The sequence below is a fragment of the Nocardia vaccinii NBRC 15922 genome (assembly GCF_001613305.1).
Lineage (GTDB): Bacteria > Actinomycetota > Actinomycetes > Mycobacteriales > Mycobacteriaceae > Nocardia > Nocardia vaccinii.
The window spans coordinates 59,420-81,987 of the sequence record NZ_BDCC01000071.1 but is presented as its reverse complement, the minus strand read 5'-3'; the positions used below and the strand labels follow the sequence as shown (position 1 = coordinate 81,987).

At 65.3% G+C, this 22,568-nt stretch carries 18 protein-coding genes and 3 pseudogenes; 14 read left to right on the top strand and 7 right to left on the bottom strand.

What is annotated here, in order from left to right:
- Positions 1-101: 101 nt before the first annotated feature.
- The 3 genes from NV1_RS36160 (at position 102) to NV1_RS36150 (ending at position 996) form a co-directional block, all read left to right on the top strand.
- Positions 102-353, top strand: coding sequence for a hypothetical protein (locus NV1_RS36160; protein WP_067902200.1), 252 nt, complete (start codon positions 102-104; stop codon positions 351-353).
- Between the two features lie 65 nt (positions 354-418).
- A complete protein-coding gene (locus NV1_RS36155; protein WP_067902197.1) occupies positions 419-628 on the top strand; it encodes an LLM class flavin-dependent oxidoreductase in 210 nt (69 codons plus the stop codon).
- A complete protein-coding gene (locus NV1_RS36150; RefSeq protein WP_067902194.1) occupies positions 616-996 on the top strand; it encodes an LLM class flavin-dependent oxidoreductase in 381 nt (126 codons plus the stop codon). The genes NV1_RS36155 and NV1_RS36150 overlap by 13 nt, the downstream gene beginning before the upstream one ends.
- Positions 997-1,592: 596 nt before the next feature.
- On the opposite strand, the gene NV1_RS36145 is transcribed toward NV1_RS36150, so the two are convergent.
- On the bottom strand, positions 1,593-2,243 hold the full coding sequence (locus tag NV1_RS36145) for a TetR/AcrR family transcriptional regulator (protein WP_067902193.1): 651 nt from the start codon (positions 2,241-2,243) through the stop codon (positions 1,593-1,595).
- Positions 2,244-2,377: 134 nt separating this feature from the next.
- Between NV1_RS36145 and NV1_RS36140 the strand changes: the two genes are divergently transcribed.
- The 6 genes and pseudogenes from NV1_RS36140 to NV1_RS45275 all read left to right on the top strand — a co-directional run.
- Positions 2,378-3,511: a VOC family protein gene (locus NV1_RS36140; protein ID WP_067902191.1), complete on the top strand. Its 1,134-nt coding sequence runs from the start codon at positions 2,378-2,380 to the stop codon at positions 3,509-3,511.
- Entirely contained in the window at positions 3,508-4,446 is a 939-nt protein-coding gene (locus tag NV1_RS36135; RefSeq protein WP_067902189.1) for a fumarylacetoacetate hydrolase family protein, read from the top strand. The genes NV1_RS36140 and NV1_RS36135 overlap by 4 nt, the downstream gene beginning before the upstream one ends.
- On the top strand, positions 4,443-6,359 hold the full coding sequence (locus tag NV1_RS36130; protein ID WP_067902187.1) for an acyl-CoA synthetase: 1,917 nt from the start codon (positions 4,443-4,445) through the stop codon (positions 6,357-6,359). Before NV1_RS36135 ends, NV1_RS36130 begins: the two co-directional genes overlap by 4 nt.
- On the top strand, positions 6,356-6,712 hold the full coding sequence (locus NV1_RS36125; protein ID WP_067902184.1) for a DoxX family protein: 357 nt from the start codon (positions 6,356-6,358) through the stop codon (positions 6,710-6,712). The genes NV1_RS36130 and NV1_RS36125 overlap by 4 nt, the downstream gene beginning before the upstream one ends.
- Positions 6,709-8,268 (top strand): bifunctional 3-(3-hydroxy-phenyl)propionate/3-hydroxycinnamic acid hydroxylase MhpA, encoded by a 1,560-nt coding sequence (gene mhpA, locus NV1_RS36120; RefSeq protein WP_067902182.1) that lies wholly within the window; start codon positions 6,709-6,711, stop codon positions 8,266-8,268. Before NV1_RS36125 ends, mhpA begins: the two co-directional genes overlap by 4 nt.
- A gap of 89 nt (positions 8,269-8,357) precedes the next feature.
- Positions 8,358-8,615, top strand: a pseudogene (locus NV1_RS45275) (protein kinase domain-containing protein); the annotation flags it as partial.
- A 358-nt stretch (positions 8,616-8,973) separates the two neighbouring features.
- Here NV1_RS45275 and NV1_RS46665 read toward each other — a convergent pair.
- On the bottom strand, positions 8,974-10,689 hold the full coding sequence (locus NV1_RS46665; protein WP_307631021.1) for an MCE family protein: 1,716 nt from the start codon (positions 10,687-10,689) through the stop codon (positions 8,974-8,976).
- Positions 10,690-10,792: 103 nt separating this feature from the next.
- On the opposite strand from NV1_RS46665, the gene NV1_RS36105 reads away from it, so the two are divergent.
- Together NV1_RS36105 and NV1_RS36100 are read left to right on the top strand one after the other, a co-directional pair.
- A complete protein-coding gene (locus NV1_RS36105; RefSeq protein WP_067902177.1) occupies positions 10,793-12,160 on the top strand; it encodes an amidohydrolase family protein in 1,368 nt (455 codons plus the stop codon).
- 6 nt (positions 12,161-12,166) lie between these two features.
- A pseudogene (locus NV1_RS36100) lies at positions 12,167-12,442 on the top strand (IS110 family transposase); the annotation flags it as partial.
- Positions 12,443-12,462: 20 nt separating this feature from the next.
- Here NV1_RS36100 and NV1_RS36095 read toward each other — a convergent pair.
- Positions 12,463-12,810 (bottom strand): annotated as a pseudogene (locus tag NV1_RS36095) (transposase); the annotation flags it as partial.
- Positions 12,811-13,606: 796 nt separating this feature from the next.
- Here NV1_RS36095 and NV1_RS36085 point away from each other — a divergent pair.
- Genes NV1_RS36085 through NV1_RS36075 form a run of 3 tightly spaced genes read left to right on the top strand, consistent with a single transcriptional unit; the run spans position 13,607 to position 17,093 of the window.
- A complete protein-coding gene (locus NV1_RS36085) occupies positions 13,607-14,632 on the top strand; it encodes an alpha/beta fold hydrolase (protein ID WP_245714096.1) in 1,026 nt (341 codons plus the stop codon).
- Positions 14,629-15,522 (top strand): alpha/beta fold hydrolase, encoded by an 894-nt coding sequence (locus NV1_RS36080; RefSeq protein WP_067902170.1) that lies wholly within the window; start codon positions 14,629-14,631, stop codon positions 15,520-15,522. Before NV1_RS36085 ends, NV1_RS36080 begins: the two co-directional genes overlap by 4 nt.
- On the top strand, positions 15,522-17,093 hold the full coding sequence (locus NV1_RS36075) for an FAD-dependent monooxygenase (protein WP_067902230.1): 1,572 nt from the start codon (positions 15,522-15,524) through the stop codon (positions 17,091-17,093). The genes NV1_RS36080 and NV1_RS36075 overlap by 1 nt, the downstream gene beginning before the upstream one ends.
- Positions 17,094-17,777: 684 nt before the next feature.
- On the opposite strand, the gene NV1_RS36070 is transcribed toward NV1_RS36075, so the two are convergent.
- The 4 genes from NV1_RS36070 to NV1_RS36055 all read right to left on the bottom strand — a co-directional run bounded on the left by NV1_RS36070 (position 17,778) and on the right by NV1_RS36055 (position 22,449).
- Entirely contained in the window at positions 17,778-19,190 is a 1,413-nt protein-coding gene (locus NV1_RS36070) for an amidohydrolase family protein (protein ID WP_067902169.1), read from the bottom strand.
- 186 nt (positions 19,191-19,376) lie between these two features.
- On the bottom strand, positions 19,377-20,120 hold the full coding sequence (locus tag NV1_RS36065) for a TetR/AcrR family transcriptional regulator (RefSeq protein ID WP_084526335.1): 744 nt from the start codon (positions 20,118-20,120) through the stop codon (positions 19,377-19,379).
- A gap of 171 nt (positions 20,121-20,291) precedes the next feature.
- Positions 20,292-21,431, bottom strand: a complete 1,140-nt coding sequence (locus NV1_RS36060) for a DUF3500 domain-containing protein (protein ID WP_067902166.1) — start codon at positions 21,429-21,431, stop codon at positions 20,292-20,294.
- Positions 21,418-22,449, bottom strand: coding sequence for a zinc-dependent alcohol dehydrogenase (locus tag NV1_RS36055; protein WP_169813494.1), 1,032 nt, complete (start codon positions 22,447-22,449; stop codon positions 21,418-21,420). Before NV1_RS36055 ends, NV1_RS36060 begins: the two co-directional genes overlap by 14 nt.
- Positions 22,450-22,568: the final 119 nt, after the last annotated feature.

Genomic DNA, 22,568 nt, shown 5'->3' with positions numbered 1-22,568 from the left:
ACTAAGCTGCCATGTTCCGTTCCACGCGACGGGCGCCTGATCCCGCCGGCGCCCGACCAGGTCCGAAGCCACGTGGCCCGCCCGAGTCCGCCGCGGTGTCCATGGAGGCGATCCGGCACGGCGCCGAAACGGGCGAACAGGTCGGTATGGCGGTGCCCAACCCAGGCACGGTCGAGCAGATCATCGAGAAGTTTCTGCCGATCGTCCGGGGCGAGCGCGGCCTGATCACCCACCTCGCCCTCGAAGTACGCCCGCCCGGCACCCGCACCGAGCACGCGCACCGCACCATGCGGCTGTTCGCCGAACAGGTCATGCCCGTCCTCAAGGAAGAAGCCGCCCGCCTCGGCGTCTGAATCCCATATCAATCGCGCCTTTCACAGATTTCGGTCCCCGCTCTCAGTATTTGGAGAGAAATCCGATGAAGGTCTCCTTCACCTGTACGAACACCTACTATTCCCCCGATGCCCTGAAGTTGAACTTCACGGCCACCGCGCGAAGCCTGTGGGATCCCGGCAGGGGCAAGCGGACCGCGGCGCAGGCATTGGAGCAGGCCGCCCTCGCCGACCAGCTCGGTTTCGACTTCGTCAGCGTCTCCGAGCACCACTACGGGCCGGGATGCCCAACCTGAATCCGGCCGTGCTGGCCGGTGCGCTGAGCCGTGTCGTCCGGCACGCGCAGCTGGCCCTGCTGGGTCCGCTGGCCTCCATGAACAACCCGGTGCGGGTGGCCGAAGAGATCGCTATGCTCGACCAACTCTCGGGCGGCCGGCTGATCGCGCTGCTGCTGCGCGGCACGCCCAACGAGTTCGCCAACTACAACATCCCGGCAGAAGAGACGCGGGCCCGGACCGAGGAGGCGATGCTGCTCATCAGGAAGGCGCTGACCGAGCCGGAGCCCTTCTCCTGGAGGAGCGAGCACTACGACTTCCCGGTCGTCTCCGTCTGGCCGGGCCCGACGCAGGTGCCCCATCCACTGCTGAGCTACCTACGGCCCTGACGAGCCGAGTTCGGTTGCGGGTCAAGGACAAACGCGTGCTGATGCTGGTGAAGGCGTCCTCGAGGCCGGGGTCTTGATCGAGACCGGCCGCATCGAGGGCAACGACACCGGCACCCCGCGGGGTGGGATCCGTACGCCTCCAACGCAGTTGGCAACTTCTGCTTCGATGTGACACGGGGTTGTCGGCGGCTGGAACGGCCTCGCCGTGTCCCGGGGACGGTGTGACATGTCCGGTAGTGTGTTTGTGTCGTGGTTGGGACTCGTTGCGGTGCTGCTGAATTCGCTTGTCGGGTCAATGCGGCGGCGGATTTGGCGGAGGCGGGGTACGGGTGGTCGATGCGGCCGGGATGCTGGTGGATCGGTTCGGGTGTTCGCGCGGCAAGCGCGTCGCTACGTGGAGCGGGCTGTGGCCGGCGGCCGGATCCCGGTCGCGGAGCCGACGGTGGTGTTCACGGTCAAACTCCCTGCAGCACTCGCGATTCGAGTCCGGGAGCACGCGCGGGAGTCCGGCGACGCGTTGTCGGCCGTGGTGGCCAAGGACTTGTGTCGCTGGTGTTCGGTTGTAGGACAAGTCCTTCGATGCGGGCCTGCTGAGGTCAGTTGGCGTGTGGCGGGTCCAGAGGGGGGAGCGGGCGTCGGCAGATCTCGTGGGCTTCCTCGGGGGAGAGGCCGAACATGCGGAGCAGGTCCTCGGCCACTTGGTCTGCGGCCTCGGCGTCGTCACGTTCGGGCTGGTCGTGCAGTAGGCGTCCGAGGCACAGGGCCGCGCCGGCGACGATGGTCATCGACAGTTCTGGGTCATGGATGGTGAAGCGCCCGGCTTCGGCCGCGGCCTCGATGTCGCGGCGTGCGCGGGGTGCAAGCCCGCGGTCCGAGTTCGCCAGGTGGAGGCTGTCGTTGAGCAGGACCTTGCTGAGGGTGGGATGCTGGCGGTGCAGGCGGCCGGTGAGGCGGAAGCTCTGCGCGAAGACCTGAGCCGGGTCTTCGACTTCTTCGCACAGCAGATCGAGCAGTGCGCCGTGCCGGTCGAGCGCCTCCTCGACGGCAGCCTGGAACAGCTCCTCACGGCTCTGGAAATGGTTGTAGAACGATCCCATGCCGACGTCGGCGGCCTGGGTGATCTCCAGGATCGGCACGTTGATCTTGCCCTCGGCCAGCAGCGATTGCGCCGCACCGACCAGCGCGGCGCGCGTACGGGCCTTGCGGCGTTCCAGGCGGTTTGGTTCCGACCCGTTGCCTCCGGTCATCGCGATGCGCCTCTCCTGCTGTCCAGACGCCCCATAGTAGCCGCTCGACTCAATATTGACGGAATCGTCAGAGACTCTTGACTGACGCCTTACTCGTAAGTGACGATATCTTCAGTACATGGAAGGAGTGGTCGATGAGCGGCCATCACGATGTGCATAGCGATCTGCACAGCGAATACGGGGCGCGAGCAGGTGAGCATCCGGGCCGGGCGAGCAATCCTGTGATCAAGGTGCTGGATCTGGCGTGGCTGGAGTTCGAGAAGCCCGACCTGGACCGGGCGGAGGCTTTCGCTCACGCCTTCGGCTTCTCTACCGCGCTGCGGACGGCCGAGGAGTTGCAGCTGCGCGGGACCGATCCGGGCGCGCCCTGTGTGCTCATCCGGCGCGGGGGTCGCTCGCGTTTCGTCGGTCCGGCCTTTCGGGCCGCGGATTCCGCTGATTTGCTGCGGCTGGCCGCGGCGACAGGTGCACGACCCGTGCCGCTGCCGGAGTCGGTGGGCGGACTGACCGTCGACCTGGTGGATCCGAGCTGCCTGCGGGTGCGGGTGGTGGCCGAGACTCACGAACTCGAGGCGCTGCCGGCGCAACGGCCGCATATGTTCAACTTCGGGCACGAGGTGGCCCGGGTCAATGCGACACAGCGCCCGCTGCGGGCGCCGACGCGTGTGCGCAGACTCGGGCATGTGGTGGTCCAGTCGACGAGATACCGCGAGACGCTCGACTGGTATCTGCGGAATCTGGGCCTGCTCGTCAGCGATTTCCTCTACTACCCGGGCCAGCGTGAGCGCGGGCCGGTCATGAGCTTCATCCGCTGCGACCGGGGTTCGGTGCCGACCGATCACCACACGCTCGCGCTGACGCTCGGGCCGTCCAACCGGTATGTGCACTCCGCGTACCAGGTCGCCGACCTGGACGCGCTCGCTGCCGGTGGTGAATACCTGCGCGAGCGGGGTTACCGCCGATCGTGGGGGATCGGCCGGCATATCCAGGGCAGCCAGATCTTCGACTACTGGCGTGATCCCGACGGGTTCATGGTCGAGCATTTCAGCGACGGCGACATGTTCGACTGCACCCTCGAGCCGGGCTGGGCTCCGATGAGCGCTTCCGGTTTGGCGCAGTGGGGTCCGCCCGCGACCAAGGATTTCCTCGGCATCAAGCCCGGCGCCGACTCGCTGCGTGAACTGCGCGCGATCGCCGGGGCCCTGCGTGAAGACAACGAATTCGATCTCCGCCGCCTGCGCGGCCTGTTGAAAGTGGCCAATTCATGAGCACATCCGTCCTGCGCACCGCCGACGCCTGGTGGGTGCGGACCCCCGCGGGCGCGGCCCGCATCGACACCACGGCGACGACCACCCGGGAACTACTGGCCGACCGCGACGCGATCGCCGCGGCGGCGGCCGCCACGGAAGTCGTCGCGGTGGACAGCCTTTCGCTGATCTCGCCGGTGACCGCGCCGTGCCGCGTGGTGGCGCAGATGACGAATTTCGCCTCGCACGTGAAGGATTCGGGCATGGACCCGGAGAGGGTGCCGCTGACGTTCTTCCGCAAGGCATCCGGATCGATCAGCGGACCGCACGACGAGGTCATCCGGCCCGCACACGTGCAACTGCTCGACTACGAAGTGGAGATCGGATTGGTCTTCGGCCGTGAGATGCCGGTCGGCTCGGAGGTCACGGCGGAGAACCTCGCCGGCTACGTCGCGGGCATGGTGGTCACCAACGACATCTCGGCGCGCGATGTGCAGTTGCCGAAAACCCAGTTCTACGAGGCGAAGTCGTATCCGACCTTCACCCCCGTCGGCCCGGCGCTGGTGCTGCTCGACGCCGATGAGCTGAAGCGGTTCGGGGATCTGCGGTTGCGGCTGTGGGTCAATGGCAGGGTGCGGCAGGACATGACGGTCGCGGACATGATCTACCTGCCCGTGGAGACGCTGGCGGCGCTGGCCCGATTCCAGCGGATGGACGCCGGGGATCTGCTGCTCACCGGTACTCCGGTCGGCACCGCGATCAGCGCCCCGCCCAAGGCTGTGGAGATCATCGGCTCGCTGCTGCCGCCGACGCTCAAGTGGAAGCTGTTCTTCCAGGGCCAGGCGAAGAATCCGAAGTATCTGAAGGACGGGGACGTGGTCGAGGCCGCGATCGGTACCGATGACGGCGCCCTGGACCTGGGCCGCCAGCGCACGGTCGTGAGGTACGCGCGATGACCGACACCACGACCCTGGACGCCGCGTCCGAAGAACTGCTGTGGCCTCGCTATTCCCATCCGGGCGATCTGGCGGAGATTGAAGCGGTGCCGCTCGCAGCGCGTGGTCTGCCCGAATCGACCTACGCGCTGCTCACACGTGCAGCGGCGCGGTGGCCGGAGCGCACCGCGGTCACCGTGCTGCCGGAGGCATCGCGCTGGCGAGAGCCACTGCGGCGCAGCTACTCCCAGCTGCTGGCAGACGTCCACCGGTACGCGAACCTGTTGCACGCGTTGGGCGTGCGCCGCGGTGACGCGGTGGCGCTCATCGCGCCCAACTGCGCCGAGCTCGTCCCGGCGACCCTGGCCGCGCAGCTGGCGGGGATCGCCGCGCCGATCAACGGCGGGCTGTCGCCCGATCACATCGCCGAACTGCTGCGCCGCTCCGGCGCTCGGGTCCTGATCGCCGCCGGTCCCGAACTCGCGCCCGACATCTGGACCGCCGCACGGGAACTCGCCGCACGCGGGCTGGTGAACGCCCTGCTGATGCTGCGTCCCACCGCCGCCTCGGAGGCGCCACCGGCGTTGCCCGCCAGCGCGGAGGTCTGCGTCGACTACCTCGATGCCGCGGCCGCCGAACAGGATTCGACCCGCTTTCTCGGACAGCCGCCGACGGCCTCGGATCTGGCGGCCCTGTTCCACACCGGCGGGACGACCGGAGTGCCGAAGCTGGCCGTCCACCGACACTCCGGCGAGGTCGCCAATGCGTGGATGATCGCCGCCAACTCCCTGCTGGACGAGGACTCGGTTATCTTCGCGGCGCTGCCGTTGTTCCACGTCAACGCGTTGGTCGTGACCTTGCTCGCACCGCTGTTCCGTGGACAGTCGGTGGTGTGGGCCGGCTCGCTGGGGTACCGGGACTTCGCGCTGTACGGGCAGTTCTGGAATATCGTGGCGCACTACCGGATTGCCGCGATGAGCGCGGTGCCGACGGTGTACGCGATGCTGGCGCAGTGTCCGATCGACGCCGACATCTCGAGCCTTCGCTACGCGATGGTCGGTGCCTCGCCCCTGCCGCTCGCGGTGCGTGAGGACTTCCAGCGGCACACCGGAGTCACCCTGGTCGAAGGGTACGGCCTCACCGAAGCCACTTGCGCGACCGCCCGCAGCTTCCCCGACGTTCCCCGGCCGGGCGCGGTAGGCCAGCGCATGCCCTATCAGCGGGTCGCGGTTGTCCGGACAGCCGAAGACGGGCTGTGGGAGCGGGTGTCGGCGGGGGAAACCGGCATGCTGATCATCAGCGGCCCCACGGTTTTCGCCGGATATGTCACCGGCTGTGACGAACGCGGCCATCGGCTCGATTGTCTGGGCACCCTGGTGGAGGGCTGGTTGAGTACCGGCGACCTGGCCCATGTCGACGATGAAGGCTTCATCCATTTGCACGGCCGCGCAAAGGATCTCATCATCCGCGGCGGCCACAATATCGATCCCGCGAGCATCGAGGATGCGTTGCTGAGCCACCCGCAGGTCAGCGCGGCCGGGGCGGTCGGTCGCCCGGACGTGCACGCCGGCGAGATCCCTGTCGCGTATGTCGCCCTGACCGCCGGCGCCGACGTCACCGAGGACGAACTGGTGGAGTGGGCCGCCCAGCGCGTGCACGAGCGCGCCGCCGCGCCCAAGACGGTCACCGTCCTGGACGCGCTGCCCGTCACCGATGTCGGCAAGCCGTACAAGCTGGGTCTGCGCGCGGACGCCACGCGCCGCGAACTTCTCGACGCGCTGGCCGCTGTCTCCAGCGTCGCCGGTGTCAGCGCCGCAGTCGAGGACGGCGCGATTGCCGCCACCGTGGCACTCGACTCCGATGCCGACCGTGACAGGGTCGAGGCGATCTTGGGCCGCTACGCGATCGACTGGAAAATCGAGGTGCGGCAATGAAAACCGTGTCGAAGGTGCTTACGGGCGTGCTGGCGGCCGAATTCCTGTCCCTCGGGACGGCCAAGTTTGCGGCGGTTGCGTCGATGCGTGAGCGTGCGGCGCATCTCGGATACTCCACCACCGCTTATCGGGGCATCGGCGCGGTCGAGCTCCTCGCGGCCAGTGGTGTGCTCGCAGGGCTGGTTCGTCCCGCGATCGGCCGGGCGGCCGGGACCGGACTGGTGCTGCTGATGACCGGCGCGGTCGCCAGTCATCTCCGAAACGGCGACGGCACAACCGAAATCGCGCCTGCGGCCGGTACGGCTCTGATCGCTGCGGCCTACGTGGCCACGTTGACCGGTGGGCCCCGATGACTTCACCGACGGTTCCGGTGCTGATCGTCGGCGCGGGCCCGTCCGGGCTCACCGCGGCCACGCTGCTCGCCCAGTACGGCATCGAATCGCTGGTCCTCGAACGGTGGGAGGGCGTCTATCCGCAGCCGCGCGCGGTCCATCTCGACGGTGAGATCCGGCGGATCGTGGAGCGTCTCGGCATCGGCGCGGGATTCGACGCGATCACCCGGCCCGCCCTGGGGCTGCGGCTGGTGGATCCGCGGCATCGGGTGCTGGCGCAATTCGACCGCGATCCGGCCGGGGCCCGCAACGGATTCCCCGAAGCCAATCTGTTCGACCAGCCGGAGCTGGAGGCGCTGTTGCGCGCCAATCTTGCGCTGCATCCGGCCGTCACACTGCGCGGCGGTGTGGAAGTCACCGGGATGACAGTCGAGAATGACTGTGTCCGAGCGGATTTCGACGACCGGGCGACCGGTGGGACCGAGTCGGTGCGCGCCCGCTACGTGCTGGGTTGCGACGGCGCGAACAGCCTGGTGCGCACGGCGATCGGCGCGCGCATGCGGGACTTGCGATTCGAGCAGCGCTGGCTGGTCGTCGACATCGCGACCACGGTCGATCCGGGGCACTGGGGCGGCGTGCATCAGGTATGCGACCCGCGTCGAGCCGCGACCTACATGCGCATCGGAACGACCCGCCATCGGTGGGAATTCCGTTTGTGGCCCGGCGAAACCGCCGACGACTACCGTGGCCTCGCTCGACTGTGGCCGCTGCTGGCCCCATGGCTGGCGGACGCCGACCGCGACGGCTTGGAGCTGGTCCGGGTGGCGGAGTACACCTTCCGCGCGCAACTGGCCGACCGGTGGCGTGCCGGGCGGGTATTCCTGCTCGGCGACGCCGCCCACCTCACCCCGCCGTTCATCGGGCAGGGCATGGGCGCGGGAGTGCGCGATGCCGCCAACCTCAGCTGGAAGCTGGCGGCGGTGCTGCGCGGCGAGCTGCCGGAGTCGGTGCTCGGCACCTACGAAACCGAGCGGAAACCGCACGCGCACATGATGATCCGGCTGGCCAAGCTCACCGGCCTGACCATGACCGCGGGCGGCGAACTGGGCAATCGACTGCGCGGCCTGCTCGCCCCGCGACTGCACCGGCTGCCCGGGCTGACCCGGACCCTCCTCAGCGGAGAGTCCCCGCCGCTGCAGCGTTCCGCGCTGGTGGCCGCGCCGCCGCTGCGGCGAGGTCTGGCCGGACGGCTGGTCCCGAACGAACGGATGGCCGACGGGCGCCGGGTCGACGACCTCATCGGCGGGCGCTACGCCGTCATCACGACATCCGCCCCATCACCGGCGGAGGCGGCGACCGTCGAACAGCGCGGCGGTGTGGTGTTGCGTGCCATGCCGGGTACCGCGCTGCATCGCTGGCTATGCGGCGGGCGCGCCGACGCCGTGCTCGTCCGACCCGACGGCACCGTTCATACGTGCGGGCGAACGCTGTCGAATCTGTATTCGTCACTGCCGAGTTTCACCCCGAGCGCCCATCCGCCGCAGACCGGCTCGGCAACCCCGAAAACCACTGACTGATGCCAATTGCACTCATGACGATGTCGTCAGAGTTTGTATCGCATGGCGCCCGATGTTCGTGCAACTGCAGAGTGGATCGCCCATCGCTGATGGCCGATGAGGACCCGCTGCGGACCAGCCGTGATGTGAATCTGCCCGTCACGGTCGAGTTGAGCGCGTCTGGATTCGAGGACGCCGAAGAAATCGCACGTGGCGTTTTCGGTGTGGTGTATCGATGCACCCAGGCGGCGCTGGACCGCACGGTAGCGGTCAAGGTGCTGACCGCGGAGTTGGACGAGGACAACCAAAGGCGGTTCTTTCGCGAGCAGCGGGCGATGGGCCGGCTGACCGGGCATCCGAACATTATCTGCAGCCCCGCGCCGGCTGCGGCTGGCAGCCCCGTCGCAGCCCGAAGCGGTAGCGGGCCACCTATCACCGCACCCAGGGTGTGCGGCACCTGCTCGGTGCCTTGGATCCAACGACCGGTCAGATCTACTACCGCATTCGAGATCGCAAGCGCTGGACCGATTACCTACCGTACGTAGCTTGACGAGGCGCTAGGAGACCACAATATTGCGGCGACAGCGTTTCCAGAATCCGCCGACGTTCTGAATTGGTCCTGGTCGAGACTGTGGCAGAGCCGGGCATTCGATGACATGCGACCATGCGTGTCGTCTGCGCTGGTCGGCACTCGATAGTTGCAGCCGACCGTTGACCTCCAACTCGTTATTTCGTGAGACCCAGTAAGGCCGCGGTGAGGCCGAAATCGGGTCCGAGATCTTCGATTTTGCCATTGTTGCAGCCGTCGGCGCGCATCTGAATTCGCTGACAGAACAAGCTGACCACTTCGGTGTCCACAGAGACGCCGGGGACGAGGTGGGCGCGGAAAAAGCGGCCTTGCCGATCCATGGTTCGATCCAGGTTCTGCAATATCAGCGGCGTGACGTCGGCGACCTCGGTGAGACCGGCGGCATTCGCGCGCAACTGATCGGTGACCGTCTTCAACCCCGACAGGCTCGAGGCCAACTGGTCCTGGTATTGGCCGAGCGTGGTGCTGGTGTTGGAGAGGAAGGAGTTCATCTGGTCGAGCGTGGCCTGCAGGCCCGGTGCCTGCTGGGCCAGCAGCGAGCTCAGCTGCGTCATCCGGTCGCTGAAATCTCGCACCGATTGGTCGTTGTCGGCGAGCATGGAGGTCAGTTCGTTGAGTTTGACGACGATCGACGAGATCGCATCCCCGTTATCGACCCCTGTTTTCAGCGCACCCGACAATGCGGTGAGGGTGTCGCGAATTTGCGCACCCTTACCGTTGACCATGTCGTAGAGCAAGGTTGCCGACAGTGGTCCCTGGCTGCTGCTGGACTCCGGTTTCAATACGCTGACGAACTGATCGATGGTCTTGATCAGCGTGTCCAGCTCCACCGGGGTCCGAGTGGAGTTCACGGTCAGGTGGGCGTCATCGGCCAGGGTCGCGCCGCCGGTGTAACGCGGCGTCAATTCGATGTGCCGGTCGGTGACTATCGACGGTGAGATCAGTGCGGCTGTGACATTTGCGGGAATTTGCACGTCTCCGTCCACGGTCATGTGGACTTCGACGTATTCGTCGTGGGGAACGATCTTGTCCACCGTGCCGACCTGCAATCCGAGCACGGTGATGGGATTTCCCTGAAAGACGCCTGCAATGTTCAGAAAATCTGCGGTGATGTGCGTCCGGTGTGTCACAGGGTTCGGCACCGACGAACAGGCGGTCGCCAGCAGGGCCGCCACAGTGGCGAGAGTGATCAGTCCGGCACGGACCACGGGCATCATCGCGGAGCCTCCTGACGGAGCGAAACGGCGCCGGGTGCGACGGCCACCAAATTTAACGGCCACAGCGTAGCCAAAATAGTCTTGGTCGGCAACGTCTTGCGGCAACATTGTCACCGATATTGGGACTTCAGCTTCAGGAGGTGGCATCTGATCAGCGGGTAGCAACGGCCCGACGGAGCCTGCGGGGTCACGGTGGGCTGTGTCGACGAGCTGGCCCGCTCTCGCCTGTACTTTCGAACCTCGCCCGAGCGTCTGGTTCGGCAAGTGGTCGGCGACGGCGATCGTGGCGAGGTGGTCGGCGGGGTCGAGACCGCTGCAGAGCGCCACGAGCCGGGCCGGGGCGATCTCGACGGCGTCGTGAGCGCATAGCTGCGCGGCGAATCCGAGAACATTGCGTGCCAGCGCGGCATAGGTGCGGGAAGCCGATTCAGAGGTGAAGCCCGCGTCGAGCAGCATGCGAAGGAACCGCTCACGCAGCGCCCGTACATGGCGGCCGGTGGGCACCTGTTCAATCAGCGGGGGCGCAATCCTGCAGTGTCGGCTGAGCGTGTCGAAGATGGCCTGCTTGGCCGGCCTGCAAGTCTGCTGCCAATCACCGTCCTCGGTATCGGTGCCGAAATTTACCTCACTGAAGATCCGGTCGTGGTGACGGCGTTTCCTTGAATACCGCTCCAGGATGCCGATAAATGGCTACGATGTTGCCGGTAAAGCTGGGAGCTTTCACGCTGAGGAGTGAAACATGGCCCGTACGTTGCTGCGTGGTGCTCGGCTGGTGACCATGGCTGCGGATCGCCCTGATTGCGAACTTGCAGACGTGTTGATCGAGGCAGGGTGCATTGTCGAAATCGGCCCGGATCTCCCTGACGAGCGGGCCGAGGTGGTCGAGCTGACCGGTCGACTCGTCATGCCGGGGCTGGTCAACGCTCATTTGCATACGGCGCGGAGTGTGCTGAGCTCATGCGGAATCGGCCGGAGCTGGACAGATCACTCCGCGGACGGGCGTGTCGACGGGGCCGGTGCGTTCACTCCTGAATTTCTACGGCTCGCGACCGCAATCGGTGGACTGAATCAGATCAACTGCGGGACAACGACTCTAGGAAACTGGGATGGCGGCAGCCTGGGGGTCGACCACACCGAAGCTGCATTCGCCGGACTCGGCGAATCAGGAATCAGAGCGGTACTCCTGCACGGTTCACCGGCGTATCCGCCCGGCGCACGGCACTCCCGCGCCGAGGTCGAACGCCTGCTGCGGGGCCCGTTCGCGGACCGCAGCGGGCTGTTGCGGCTGGGCATGGCCATCAACGGACCCCAGTATTCCGACCCGGGTGTCGTTGCCGTCGATTTCCGCCTGGCTGCCGAATATGAGCTGACCGTGTCGATGTATCAGAGCGGTATCTCGTCGACCGCGGCGGAGGGGTGGGAGGCGTTGGATCTGTGTGGACTACTCGGTCCCCGCACCAATGTGGTGCACGGGGCCGGGCTGACATACAACAAGCTCCGTCGGCTCGTCGATTACGGGGTCAGCTTCACCCTCATTCCGGAGAACGAAATTCAGCGCGGACGGTCGGTCACGGCGCAATTGCTGAAGCTCGGTGCTGAGCCGTCACTGGGCACGGGTGCCGATATCGTCGGTTGCGCCCAAGTCCAGGGCGCGGCCCGAACAACGTTGGCACACCAGCGAATCTTGGATCGCGAACGCCGTTCCGCCGACGCTGTAGTGACTCCGCCCCTGCCGCCGATCACTTGCAGGCAGGTGTTGAGCTGGGTGACCTCGGCAGGTGCTCGTGCCTTGGGCTTGGCCGGAGAGGTCGGTTGCCTCGGGGTGGGGATGCGCGCCGATCTCGTTGTCGTCGATGTGCGCGCGATGAACCTTTGGTCACCGGACCAAGCGATCATGGCAGCGTTGCATGCAGGTCCGGAGCATATCGAGTCCGTCATGATCGACGGCCGTTGGCGCAAGTATGCCGGAAAGTTGGTCGGAGTAGACCTGTCAGAGCTGCGGTCGGCGCTGCAGGAATCAGTTGCCCGCGTGTTCCCTGCCCTTCTAGCCGGGAAGCGCGGCCGGGATGGGCAGTCGCCCTCGCGGCGGTGTATGCGCACGCTGTGATCGCGCGCGTGCGCTAAAAGGAAGACCGTGGCCGCCCGGTTCGTGCACAACGACCGACTCATCGACGCTCTCGTGCACCAGGCCTTCAGCGCCCTGACCGTCTCACCCGGCGCCCGCGCCTACTACGACCATCACCGCGCCCGAGGCGCAGACCACCACGCCGCGCTACGCCAACTGGCCAACCGCCTCGTCGGCATCCTGCACGGATGCCTCAAAACCCAAACCCTCTACGACGAAGCCACCGCCTGGTCACCGCACGTCACCGATACAGCCGCTGCTTGACATTCAAAGCCCTGGGGTGTCTTTTTCGCTCGAATCGACGCCGCGTCGATCACCGCCCGCGACCAATCGATCAAGCCCCTGCTACCCAGCTCATCCAAGACGACCCGGTGTAAACGCCGCCACACGCCGGCCTCGGTCCACACCGTGAACCGACGATGCGCAGTCGGCACGCTCACCCCGAACCACGGCGGCAGCATCCGCCACGTACAGCCACTGGTCAGCACGAACACCACCGCCGTGAACACCGCCCGCTCATCGATCGGCGCGGTACCACCGCCCTGCGGACGCGCAGTGAACGCCGGTAACAGCGGCTCGGCCAGAGCCCATAGTTCATCCGGCACAAGACGTTTCGACAACTCGTCGGCCACAAGTCGAACATCATGCGGCACAACCGGTTCCGACGCAACGCCGACGAATCACAACCACGTAAGACGCGATCTTAGACGAAATCGCTTGAGCGGGAGTCATTTTCGTAGTGCTATTGAATACAGCGTGGCGAGGTTGTGGGCTGGCACACATGTGTGCGATTTCGTGACGGCAGGCCGGGGGAATTAGGTGAACATCCACACGCATCGGAAATTGCCGCGTCTTATCGGAGATAGAACAATCGTTCGTTGGATAAACGTGGCAGCGGGCCTCTATCGGGGGTGGCGAGGACGACTTCGATCGGGCGTGGGATGTCTGCTCCAGTCATCGATGAAGGCCACGGCCTCGGGTGCGGAGGTGGCGTAGTCGAAGGCGACATCTTGGAGCCGGATTCGCAGGTGAACGTCACCCTCCGTGCGAAACAACTCGAAGACCGTCGTCGCGGCGGTGGTTCGAACGTCGACAGAGTTCTTCGCCTCCACCATTTTGCGGCGAGGGTGGTCCCGTGATCGAAGCGACCTTCGGGTCGCGCGCCCCGAGATGGACGGCGCCGGCCGGACCGGCGATGATCGCGCCGAGTGAATTCTTCTGCCCGTTGAAACTGCGGCAGAACAACATCGGTGAACGCGGCTCGTGTCATGCCCGCGGCTGGCCGCAGTCCCCGGCCTGCTGTCACGAGTAGGCGGCTCCACGTGCCCGGTGCGACGAATCGCAAAGCGTCCATCAGGCTTGTGAGCGGGCGCACACGGCCTGGAGCTGCTGTTCGCTCACCATAGAGGCAAAAGTGTTGTCGACGGAGTGCCCCAGTCAATAGGTTTCGGCAACGACGTAACCAATATTTTACAGTCGGTGACGTTGCGGCTGAGCTGGATCGACGGCGCATGTCGAGCCGAAGGGGTCGACATCCACGTTTGGGCACTTGACGGGGGCTACGGTTTCGGCAACACTGTTGCCATTATGGTCTCACGCGGAGCAGCCTACGACTACATCGATGCCGACTCGCGCTTCACGACGGTCGGTGGCGCGAATATCCATTACAAGCGGGCTGGTTCGGGGCCGCCGGTTCTGCTGCTGCACGGCAGTGGTTCTTCGCTGCACCACTTCGACAAAGTGGCGGCGTTGATGTCGTCGTCGTTCGATGTGATCCGCCTGGATCTGCCGGGTTTCGGGCTGACGGGACCTCGCGCCGATCGTGACTATCGCATCGGGACCTATACGTGCACGGTGGCGGGTTTTCTCGATGGACTCGGCGTGGTTTCGACCTCGATTGTGGGTAATTCGCTGGGCGGAAATATCGCCTGGAATTTCGCCCTGGATTATCCGCGACGGGTGCAGCGACTCGTGCTGATCAATGCCACCGGCTATCCCGGAAAGTCGCTGCCATTGGGTTTGCGGCTGGCTCGAAACCCTGTGACCAGGACGCTGCTGCGCCTTCTGATCACTCGATCGGCAACGGAGCGCAACCTGCGCTCGGCGGTGGGTCCTGCCGCCGCGTCGATCGTGGACGAGGCGATGGTCGATCGTGTTCACGCTATGTTGACGCGAGAGGGTAACCAGCAGGCGTTCATCGACTTCGCCAATACAGATCAGGTCGACCGCACCGGCGACATTCGGCGGATAGCGGTGCCGACGCTCGTGCTGCGCAGTGCGGATATGGACGCTCAGTACTTCGCCGGGGATATCGCCGGTAGTAGGGAAGCGGTTTACCTCGGCGGCGGGCACCTCTTGCCCGAGGAGGCGCCGAACTGGGTGGCCAACGAGGTGAGTTATTTTCTGGCCACGCAGTCGCGCACCGAAGCTGCGGATACGAAGGACCAGTCGTGAAGTTTTTCGTGGCCCGAGGAGAACGTCGGCGGTTGGACGCGGATCTACGCAAACAGTTACGCGGCAGCTTCGTCGAATGTTCGGACGGCGTGACTCATTATGAGCTGAGCGGTCCGCCGGACGGTCCGCTGGCAGTGCTCGCGCCCGGACTGACGGTGCCGCTGTTCTATTGGGACGGGTTCGCGGATGAATTGCACTGTCGGGGTTTTCGCACCCTTGCCTACAGCGCGTACGGGCGCGGCTATTCCGACCGGGTCCACGCGGTCTATGACGACGCCTTGTTCGTGCGCCAGCTGTCGGATTTGATCTCGCAGCTCGGCCTGACAGGGCCGTGGCATGTGGTTGGTACCTCGATGGGTGCGGTGGTCGCATCGGCATTTGTCGAACAGCACGTCGAGCAGACGGCCACACTGACCCTTGCCGGGCCGGCGGGACTCGAAGCGCCCATCGCAGCGACGAAACTGCTGCGCCACGACACGCTCAGCGCGCTGATAGGGCGATATTTGGGCGGTCGGCTGTTGAACAATCACTTGTCGCACAACGTGCGCGATACGGAACTGGCGGTCAGGTTGTCATCGATGGTGCGTGCATGCTACGAGTTCGAAGGCTCGATCTTTGCTCTTTTCTCGACACTCGCCGATTTCCCCCTGACCGCCCGGCACGAACTGTACGGCCGAGTAGGACGACTGCGGGTTCCGTCGCTACTGCTGTGGGGCGCCGAGGATCGTGTCACGCCCACCGACCGGATGGAGGAAATGCGCCGCCTGCTTCTCCCTTCTCGGGAGCGCGTTCTGGCGGAGTGTGGCCACATGGCACCTTACGAACGGGCCGTTGAGGTGGCCGCCGAATTCGATGCGTTCGTCCGCAACGCGGGGCAGGCGGTGCAGTGATGTCAGCCGATATTCTGGATGTCCTCGTCGTCGGCGGCGGACCGACCGGCAGCGCGTTGGCGATCGATCTGGTTCGACGCGGACTCGGCGTGCGAATTATCGATAAGGCCGATCGTGCCTTTGCCGGATCGCGCGCCAAGGGAGTGCAACCTCGCAGTCTCGAGGTCCTCGAAGACCTGGGGGTACTGGAGGCTGTCCTCGCCGCAGGGGACGATTACCCGCTGATGGGAATTCATCTGGGCCCCTTGACGATTCCGTGGCGGATGCAAGCACGCAATCAGGCATCGACAGACATTCCGTATCCCAATACGCTGTTGATACCGCAACACCGCACGGACGCTGCCTTGCATGCTCGCCTCGAAACGTTGGGCCACAGCGTCGAATTCGGCTGCGAGCTGATCGACTTCGAACAGCGCACCGATGTCGTCGTGGCGAACGTACGTACTGCGCAAGGGATACATTCCATCACGGCGCGTTATCTCATCGGGGCCGATGGCGGGTCGAGTGCGGTTCGTAAGGGGATGGGCCTCGGCTTTCTCGGTTCCACGGACGAGACGGACAGGATCCTCCTTGTCGACGCCGCCGTAGCGGGACTGAGCCGCGATCGCTGGCATATCTGGGCGGGCCCGCGTGGCCGGTTCGTAGGGGCATGCCCGCTGCCGGGGTCCGACCAGTTCCAGTGGATGATTCGCCTGCGGCCGGACGAGGACCCTCCGATGGACGAAGACTCGATCATGGCGCGTATTCATGCGCAGACCCGCAACAAGCAGATCCGCTTGAGCGACATCACCTGGAAATCGGTGTTCCGGCCCAACATTCGTATGGTCGATCGGTATCGATCCGACCGCGTTTTCGTCGCAGGTGATGCTGCCCATGTGCATACCCCTGCAGGAGCTCAGGGGCTCAATACCGGGATTCAGGACGCCTACAACCTCGGCTGGAAGATCGAGCAGGTGCTGGCCGGCGCACCCGATGTCCTGCTGGACACCTATGAAACAGAACGACTTCCGATCGCGGCCGGAGTGCTGAGGTTGTCGACGGACAAGTACGACGGCATCGGCAAGCTCGATCCGGCCAGCATCAAACGCGGCAGGGATGAAAGCCAGCTCGCGATTACCTACTGTGGCGGACCGCTGGCATCGCACGAGGCCGAACGCACGACCACCCTGCAGGTCGGTGACCGCGCGCCGGACGCCAAACTGCTCTCCGCGGCAGGCGGGCCACAGCGACTGTTCGAGATCATGCAGGGGCCGCATTTCACCGCTGTCGCCTACGGCGCTGATGCTGCAGCGGACCTGAAGGCTTTGCCATGGCCCGCTGCGGGCGCGCCGCTGCGGCGGGTTGCCATCGATGCCGGCCCGGCGGCCGACGCGGACGTGGTTCTCGCCGATATCGTCGGCTGCTTCGCCCGTACCTATGGGGTGCACGAACCGTCGCTGCTGCTGATCCGTCCGGACGGCTATATCGCGTCGATCGCGATCAGAAACGGTCGCGTCGAGGTCACCAGGGCAGCCGCGCGAGCGATGACCCCGGCTTCTACCGACACGGTGCCGGTACACAGCGGAGCTTAGTGGCGATCTGCCAGCGGCGTTGAAGCCACGGTAAGGGCGATGTGCTGAATCTCGCCCTCAACCGGGCTGATAGGTCGTCATGCGACTCGACGACCGTGCCGCTGCGGACGGACATCCTTGGCGTGGCGTATTACTCCTACCCGAGCCTCGCTCGACGAAGTCTGCGAGGAGTCCACCCAGATGCGCTGACTGCGGCGCTGGTGCGTGCATCATCAAGGTCGACTGACTGTCTTGCGAATGTCGGCATGGGACTGACTCGGGTGAGACCGGCTTCAGCCCGACGCAGGTGCCCAGGGCGGCGCGGAGCACAGAGGTCATTCGCTGGTCTCCCGGCAGGTGTGAATCGAGTGCGGCGACCGGAACCCGTGGGGCTTGCCCCGCTGAGTGGCGGGCGAGCGGACGTGTGTCGCACCGGAAGCGGTGTATTTGCGGTTACGCCGTAGCTGATAAATACGCCACCAGCAATCTATTTCGCGACGGCGTTTCCGTTTTGGGGCCCAGTTGCCGTCCTCGGCCGCGCCGCGCGGTCGAGGCCTGGGCGAGGTCGGTACGGCTGGGAGGTGTGGCGCCGAGCGTGGACTGGCGCCGGATGTCCGCTTGGCGTGCTCGGCCGCGTGACGAGATTCGCGTCGGGTTTCAATCCTGCTTACTGGGAAAGCCGGAACCGGCTGCTATGCCACACAATTAGTGGGATGTGGGCGTATCCTCGCCGGATCGTGCCTGCCGGAGCATGGCGCGGTGAACGACGCGGCGGACGACTTCTCGCCGGGCGCGGGTCAGGACTCCGGTGGACGTGCTTTCGTCGATGAACCGCTCGGCGGAACGTTCCAACTCGTGTGCAATTCGTCGTAAACCCGGGTGAACAAGCGCATGGTTGCGCTTGCGCCAATCGCCGCCGACCATCACGGCCTCGACGTTTCCGGGATGGGCATGAAGAGCGGCCGCCAGGGGATTGTGGGCAGGCCAGAGATTCAACGACCGGGCGTCGATGACAACGATATCGGCCTGCAAACCGGGCTTGATCGACCCGATTCGGTGATCCAATCCCAGTGCCCGGGCCCCCTCGGTGGTGACCCAACTGAGCGCATGCTTGGTGCTGGTCTCGACCTCGGGTGCGCCCAGCCCGCTGGTGGAACGGGAGTGGTCGTGGGCACGCGCCCGCACGCGTGCCAACGAGATGCGGGCGGCGGTCAATACGTCGCCGGCCACGGCGATCTCGGTATCGGTTCCCAGCGACACCTGCGCACCCATGGACAACAAGTCTTCGACGATCGAGGTGCAGTGGCCCTGCGCGAGCTCGTTTTCCGGCGTAGAGGTGAAGGTCGCGCCGGCCTCCACCATCATTCGCAACATCTGGCCGGAAATACCGGTTCCGTGCACGATATTGGTGTGAGGGCCCCACAGTCCTGCGTCTGCGACCTTTGTCCAGGCGGCGCTGGGGTGGCCGACACTTTGGTGCATAGAGACGAGCAGACCTCGTTCTGCGCCGGCGCGGAGGTCGGTCAACGCGGTCTCGCTGGCCGAGAGCTGAGGTCCTTTGATCGCCATTCCCAGTGTCAGTAGTTCGTTCCCGGCGATCGGACCGGACAGAAGTCGGTCTACTTCGCGGATGTTGTGAGGTTTTTTCTGGCCACCGTGCGCAGTCCCGTGCAGAAAGACGGCGCGGATTCCTGCCTCGGCAAGGGCTTCGACGGCGGCATCGGCGTGGTCCGGCGTTCGGCAATTGTGACACCAGTCGCCGATCGTCGTCACCCCGGAGTCGAGTTGGTTCAGCGCACCGGCAAGGGTGCCGATATGCACGTCGGAGGGGGTATAACGGCGCGCAATTTCGCCGTGAGTTCTTGCCAGATACTCGTGCAATGTCCAATCGGCGCCCGTGCCCCGCAGAGCTGTCTGCCAGGTGTGAAGGTGTGCGTTGACAAAGCCTGGGACTACGATCCGGCCGGCCAGGTCGATGATCTCGGCATCTGTTTCGTCGATGTGCTCTGCCAGGGCGACGATCCGGTCGTCTTCGACGAGTACGTCGAGTTGTTCATGGTGCGGTCGTCCCGGTTCCATCGTGATGACCCGGGCTCCTTTCAGGAGCGTCCGCCGCATGTCGCCTCCACTTTGTGTCCATGGTCGTCCGTCCGCGATGTCCGCCTCTGCGGCGGGACAGCCGGTGGGCGGGACGACGGTAAAACTTAATTCGGTAACACTGTGTCCGAAAATATGGTGGGGTGTCAAGGGCGCGCGGACCAGGTACTCCTCACCGGAGGCTGATTTCGCCGTCGGGTCGTATGGTCAGCGTGCTTTTTCGGTGCTTCCCTTTTCGGGATTGTGGCGAGCGGCCAGCCCGGCGATGAGCAGGTCCAGGCCGAAGCTGAATTCTTTCTCCAAGGTCATCTGCGGCAGGCAGTCCGCGACTGCAATCGTCGCCGGGAAGTGTGCCGGGTCGAGCTGATGAAAGAGTGTCTCCAGCTGGGCGGTGTCCTGGTTGGAGGTCGAGTCCTGACCCTGCAGTTGCGCGGCGAAGCCAACCACGAACCGGGCCACCGTGGTGTAGGTGCGTGCGGCGTCCTCCGGGCTGAAGCCGTTGGCCAGCAGCATCGCCAGAAGTTGTTCGCGGTGGGCCATCACGCTCGGGCCGACGGGCACCTGTTCGATGAGCAATGGTGCGATTCCGCGATGGTTGTTGAGGGTGTCGAACAACCTTTGTGCCGTCGAGCGGCATGCCGCCTGCCAGTCGGTGCGAGTGGGGTCGTTGTCGAAGGCGACCTCGCTGAAGACTCGGTCCACAATGAGTGAGACCAGTTCCGATCGATTGGCCACGGCCCGATACAGAACGGCAGTTCCGGTGTCGAGCCGCTGCGCGAGGGTGCGCATCGACAATGCGCCGACGCCTTCGGAATCGACGAGAGCCAATGCGGCCGCGACGATTCGTTCCAACGGGACCCTGGGGCGGCCACGTCCCCGCTTGGGCTTCGCGTCCTCGTCGGTCGGGGCGGTGTCCGTCGTCTCTGGGATCGGCTGGGACCTACTGGACATTGGTTCACTGTAGCGGTGACGATGGCGCTGGAATCCTCGCGAGCTTCTTTCCGCTCATCGCGTTCCAGGACACGCGTGACCGATGACCACCCCGGTGGCCGTGGAGCGCGACGCCCCTGGCTTTCGCGGCGCGGCGATGTCTGCACAGGCAGGTCTGAGGCACAGGGCCGGTCAGTGCGCGGAGTGGTGCCGGTGTTCGGCAAGGCTGTCGAGGCCGAAGTCGCCGACCGGGTCGCGCCATACCGAGTGGGCGTGGTTGGCGTGGCGCTGGGTGTTGTCGTATTCGATCAGCAGGCGCGGTCCCTGGATCCGGTAGTAGTGGGGTTTCCCGAAGTCGATGCTGCCCGCCCAGCCGAAGTGCACCTCGTCCAGTGTGCTGTCGCGCGAGTAGTACGCGGTGTGTCGGTCCGCAATCGGCTTCGGCGCTCGTCCGGTGTACAGGCTGATCAACCGCCGCAACTCATCGCGTTGGCGTTGGTCGAGTCGACTCGCGCCGACGCCTTTGGGTGGGGCGGTGATCGCCATTGTCATATGGTCGCTGCCTGTGTATCCACTGGCAGCCTCTGCGCGTCGGTCGACTTCGTCAACCAAGGCGATGAGTTCCGGGTCGGTGAATCGGCCTCGCCAGAGGTCTTGCATGTGCATCATGGTGTCGCCGTGGGCGACGCGGGACCTGTTTCCCGACACGATGTCGGAGATCGCGGAAGAGTGCAGCCGTGCATGCTCCCACTGCGCTGGATCGAGGCTCCGCGCCAGGCGACGGGCGAGCTCCTCTAGTCCCATCAGTGGGCGCAAGGACGAGCCGAGCAGTGTCGTCGTGGCAGGATCGGCACCGAGAAAGTTGGGAGTCGTGGCGACCACGCGGCCCCGGGCGATGAGATTGTTGATCGAGATGTGATGCCCACCCATCCGCCATCCCCAGACAGTGCCGCCGGGCTTCCCGAAGACTCTCAGCCAATACAGCTCCGGATCGCGGCCGCGCTCTCGTCCCCAATGAACATTCCAGCCCTCTACCTGATCGAGGATGTTCTCCAAACCCATGACGGTGGCCACCGTGGCGTAACCCGATTCCGAGAGCCCGGTTGCGAGTAGTTGCATGGCCAGACTCTGCTGGCGTGGACTCTGTTCACGTAGCGCCAGGCCGCCATGGTCGGTGGGAGTGTAGAACCACTGCACCCGCTCGGCCTCCGCGTCCGGCGCGAGCGGGGACCCATATTGGGCATGGGCCAGTTGGGTGGGCGTCAGTGATTCGAGCCAGGCTTGGGTGGCCGCACTCATTGCGACGGCTACCTCGTTCTCATTCGACGACATCGAGCATCACCTTGATGGCGTTGTCGGAGCGCGTGGTGTAGGTCTCGAACGCGTCGGAGATCTCGTACAGCGGAAAGTGGTGGGTGACAAGAGAATCGGTGTGCAAGCGTCCCTGCCCGGCCAGCGATACGGCTCGGCGTACCGATCCGGTTCCCTCGCCGCGCACCGACAGCAGAGAGATCCCGTTCATCACCGCGTGGTTGAGGTCGGCGGTGACCGGCTGTTGGAAGAACCCGATGAGAACAACCGTGCCCGAGCGTTTCGTCATCCGCAGTGCGTCGTCCACGGCAGTCGGCGCGCCCGAGCACTCCAGGACGATGTCGACGCCCAGTCCGCCGGTGCTGGCGCGTACCGCCGTGATCGCGTCGTCGTCGCGGGAGTTTATTACCTGGTCGGCGCCGAAGTCGGTGCCGATATCCAGGCGGCTTTGACGGGTCCCGACCAAAGTCACCGGATGTGCGCCCAGCTGCCGGGCGAGCTGCACAGCGAGCAACCCGATCGGTCCGGGGCCGATGACCGCGATGCTGGCACCGGCGATGATCGTCCCGAGGGCGTCGAAGGCGTGGATAACCGTGCCGGCGGTTGTCAGAACGACCGCGGCGTCGAAGTCGACGGCGTCGGGCAGCTTCGTGAGCGTGGAGACGTGGTTGGCGACGTATTCGGCGAAGCCGCCGTTGACGGTCATGCCCTGGGTGCGGTGGCCCTTGCGGCGGTTCCCGTAGTTCAGGCAGTCGGTGTACGCGCCGGCCAGGCAATTGGCGCACCGCATACAGCCTCGGTGGGCCTCGGTGACTACCCGATCGCCAACAGCAAACTCGTCGACGCTCGCCCCGACGGCGGCAACCGTTCCGGCGTATTCGTGTCCGGGGACGAAGGTGCCCGGAGCCGGGCCCCCGTCCGCGAAGAAGTGACGACTACGAATCTTGACATCCGTACCGCAGAGTGAAGCTCGGTGTACGCGAACCAGCACCTCGTCCGGCCCGATTTCGGGCACAGGGAGGTGGCGAGTAGTAATCACACCGGGCTCCCCGAGTACGGCTGCCGTCATAGTTTCCGGCAAAGACATTCCGAACCCTTCCGCTGGAAAATCCGTAATTGGCATGGCTTGGACTGTAGATCGAAAATATGCTTGGAGTC

Coding starts and splice junctions, on each gene's coding strand:
- NV1_RS36160 (WP_067902200.1), top strand. CDS start 102: ATGGAGGCGATCCGGCACGGCGCCGAAACGGGCGAACAGGTCGGTATG.
- NV1_RS36155 (WP_067902197.1), top strand. CDS start 419: ATGAAGGTCTCCTTCACCTGTACGAACACCTACTATTCCCCCGATGCC.
- NV1_RS36150 (WP_067902194.1), top strand. CDS start 616: ATGCCCAACCTGAATCCGGCCGTGCTGGCCGGTGCGCTGAGCCGTGTC.
- NV1_RS36145 (WP_067902193.1), bottom strand. CDS start 2,243: ATGACCGGAGGCAACGGGTCGGAACCAAACCGCCTGGAACGCCGCAAG.
- NV1_RS36140 (WP_067902191.1), top strand. CDS start 2,378: ATGAGCGGCCATCACGATGTGCATAGCGATCTGCACAGCGAATACGGG.
- NV1_RS36135 (WP_067902189.1), top strand. CDS start 3,508: ATGAGCACATCCGTCCTGCGCACCGCCGACGCCTGGTGGGTGCGGACC.
- NV1_RS36130 (WP_067902187.1), top strand. CDS start 4,443: ATGACCGACACCACGACCCTGGACGCCGCGTCCGAAGAACTGCTGTGG.
- NV1_RS36125 (WP_067902184.1), top strand. CDS start 6,356: ATGAAAACCGTGTCGAAGGTGCTTACGGGCGTGCTGGCGGCCGAATTC.
- mhpA (WP_067902182.1), top strand. CDS start 6,709: ATGACTTCACCGACGGTTCCGGTGCTGATCGTCGGCGCGGGCCCGTCC.
- NV1_RS36105 (WP_067902177.1), top strand. CDS start 10,793: ATGGCCCGTACGTTGCTGCGTGGTGCTCGGCTGGTGACCATGGCTGCG.
- NV1_RS36075 (WP_067902230.1), top strand. CDS start 15,522: ATGTCAGCCGATATTCTGGATGTCCTCGTCGTCGGCGGCGGACCGACC.
- NV1_RS36070 (WP_067902169.1), bottom strand. CDS start 19,190: ATGCGGCGGACGCTCCTGAAAGGAGCCCGGGTCATCACGATGGAACCG.
- NV1_RS36065 (WP_084526335.1), bottom strand. CDS start 20,120: ATGTCCAGTAGGTCCCAGCCGATCCCAGAGACGACGGACACCGCCCCG.
- NV1_RS36060 (WP_067902166.1), bottom strand. CDS start 21,431: ATGTCGTCGAATGAGAACGAGGTAGCCGTCGCAATGAGTGCGGCCACC.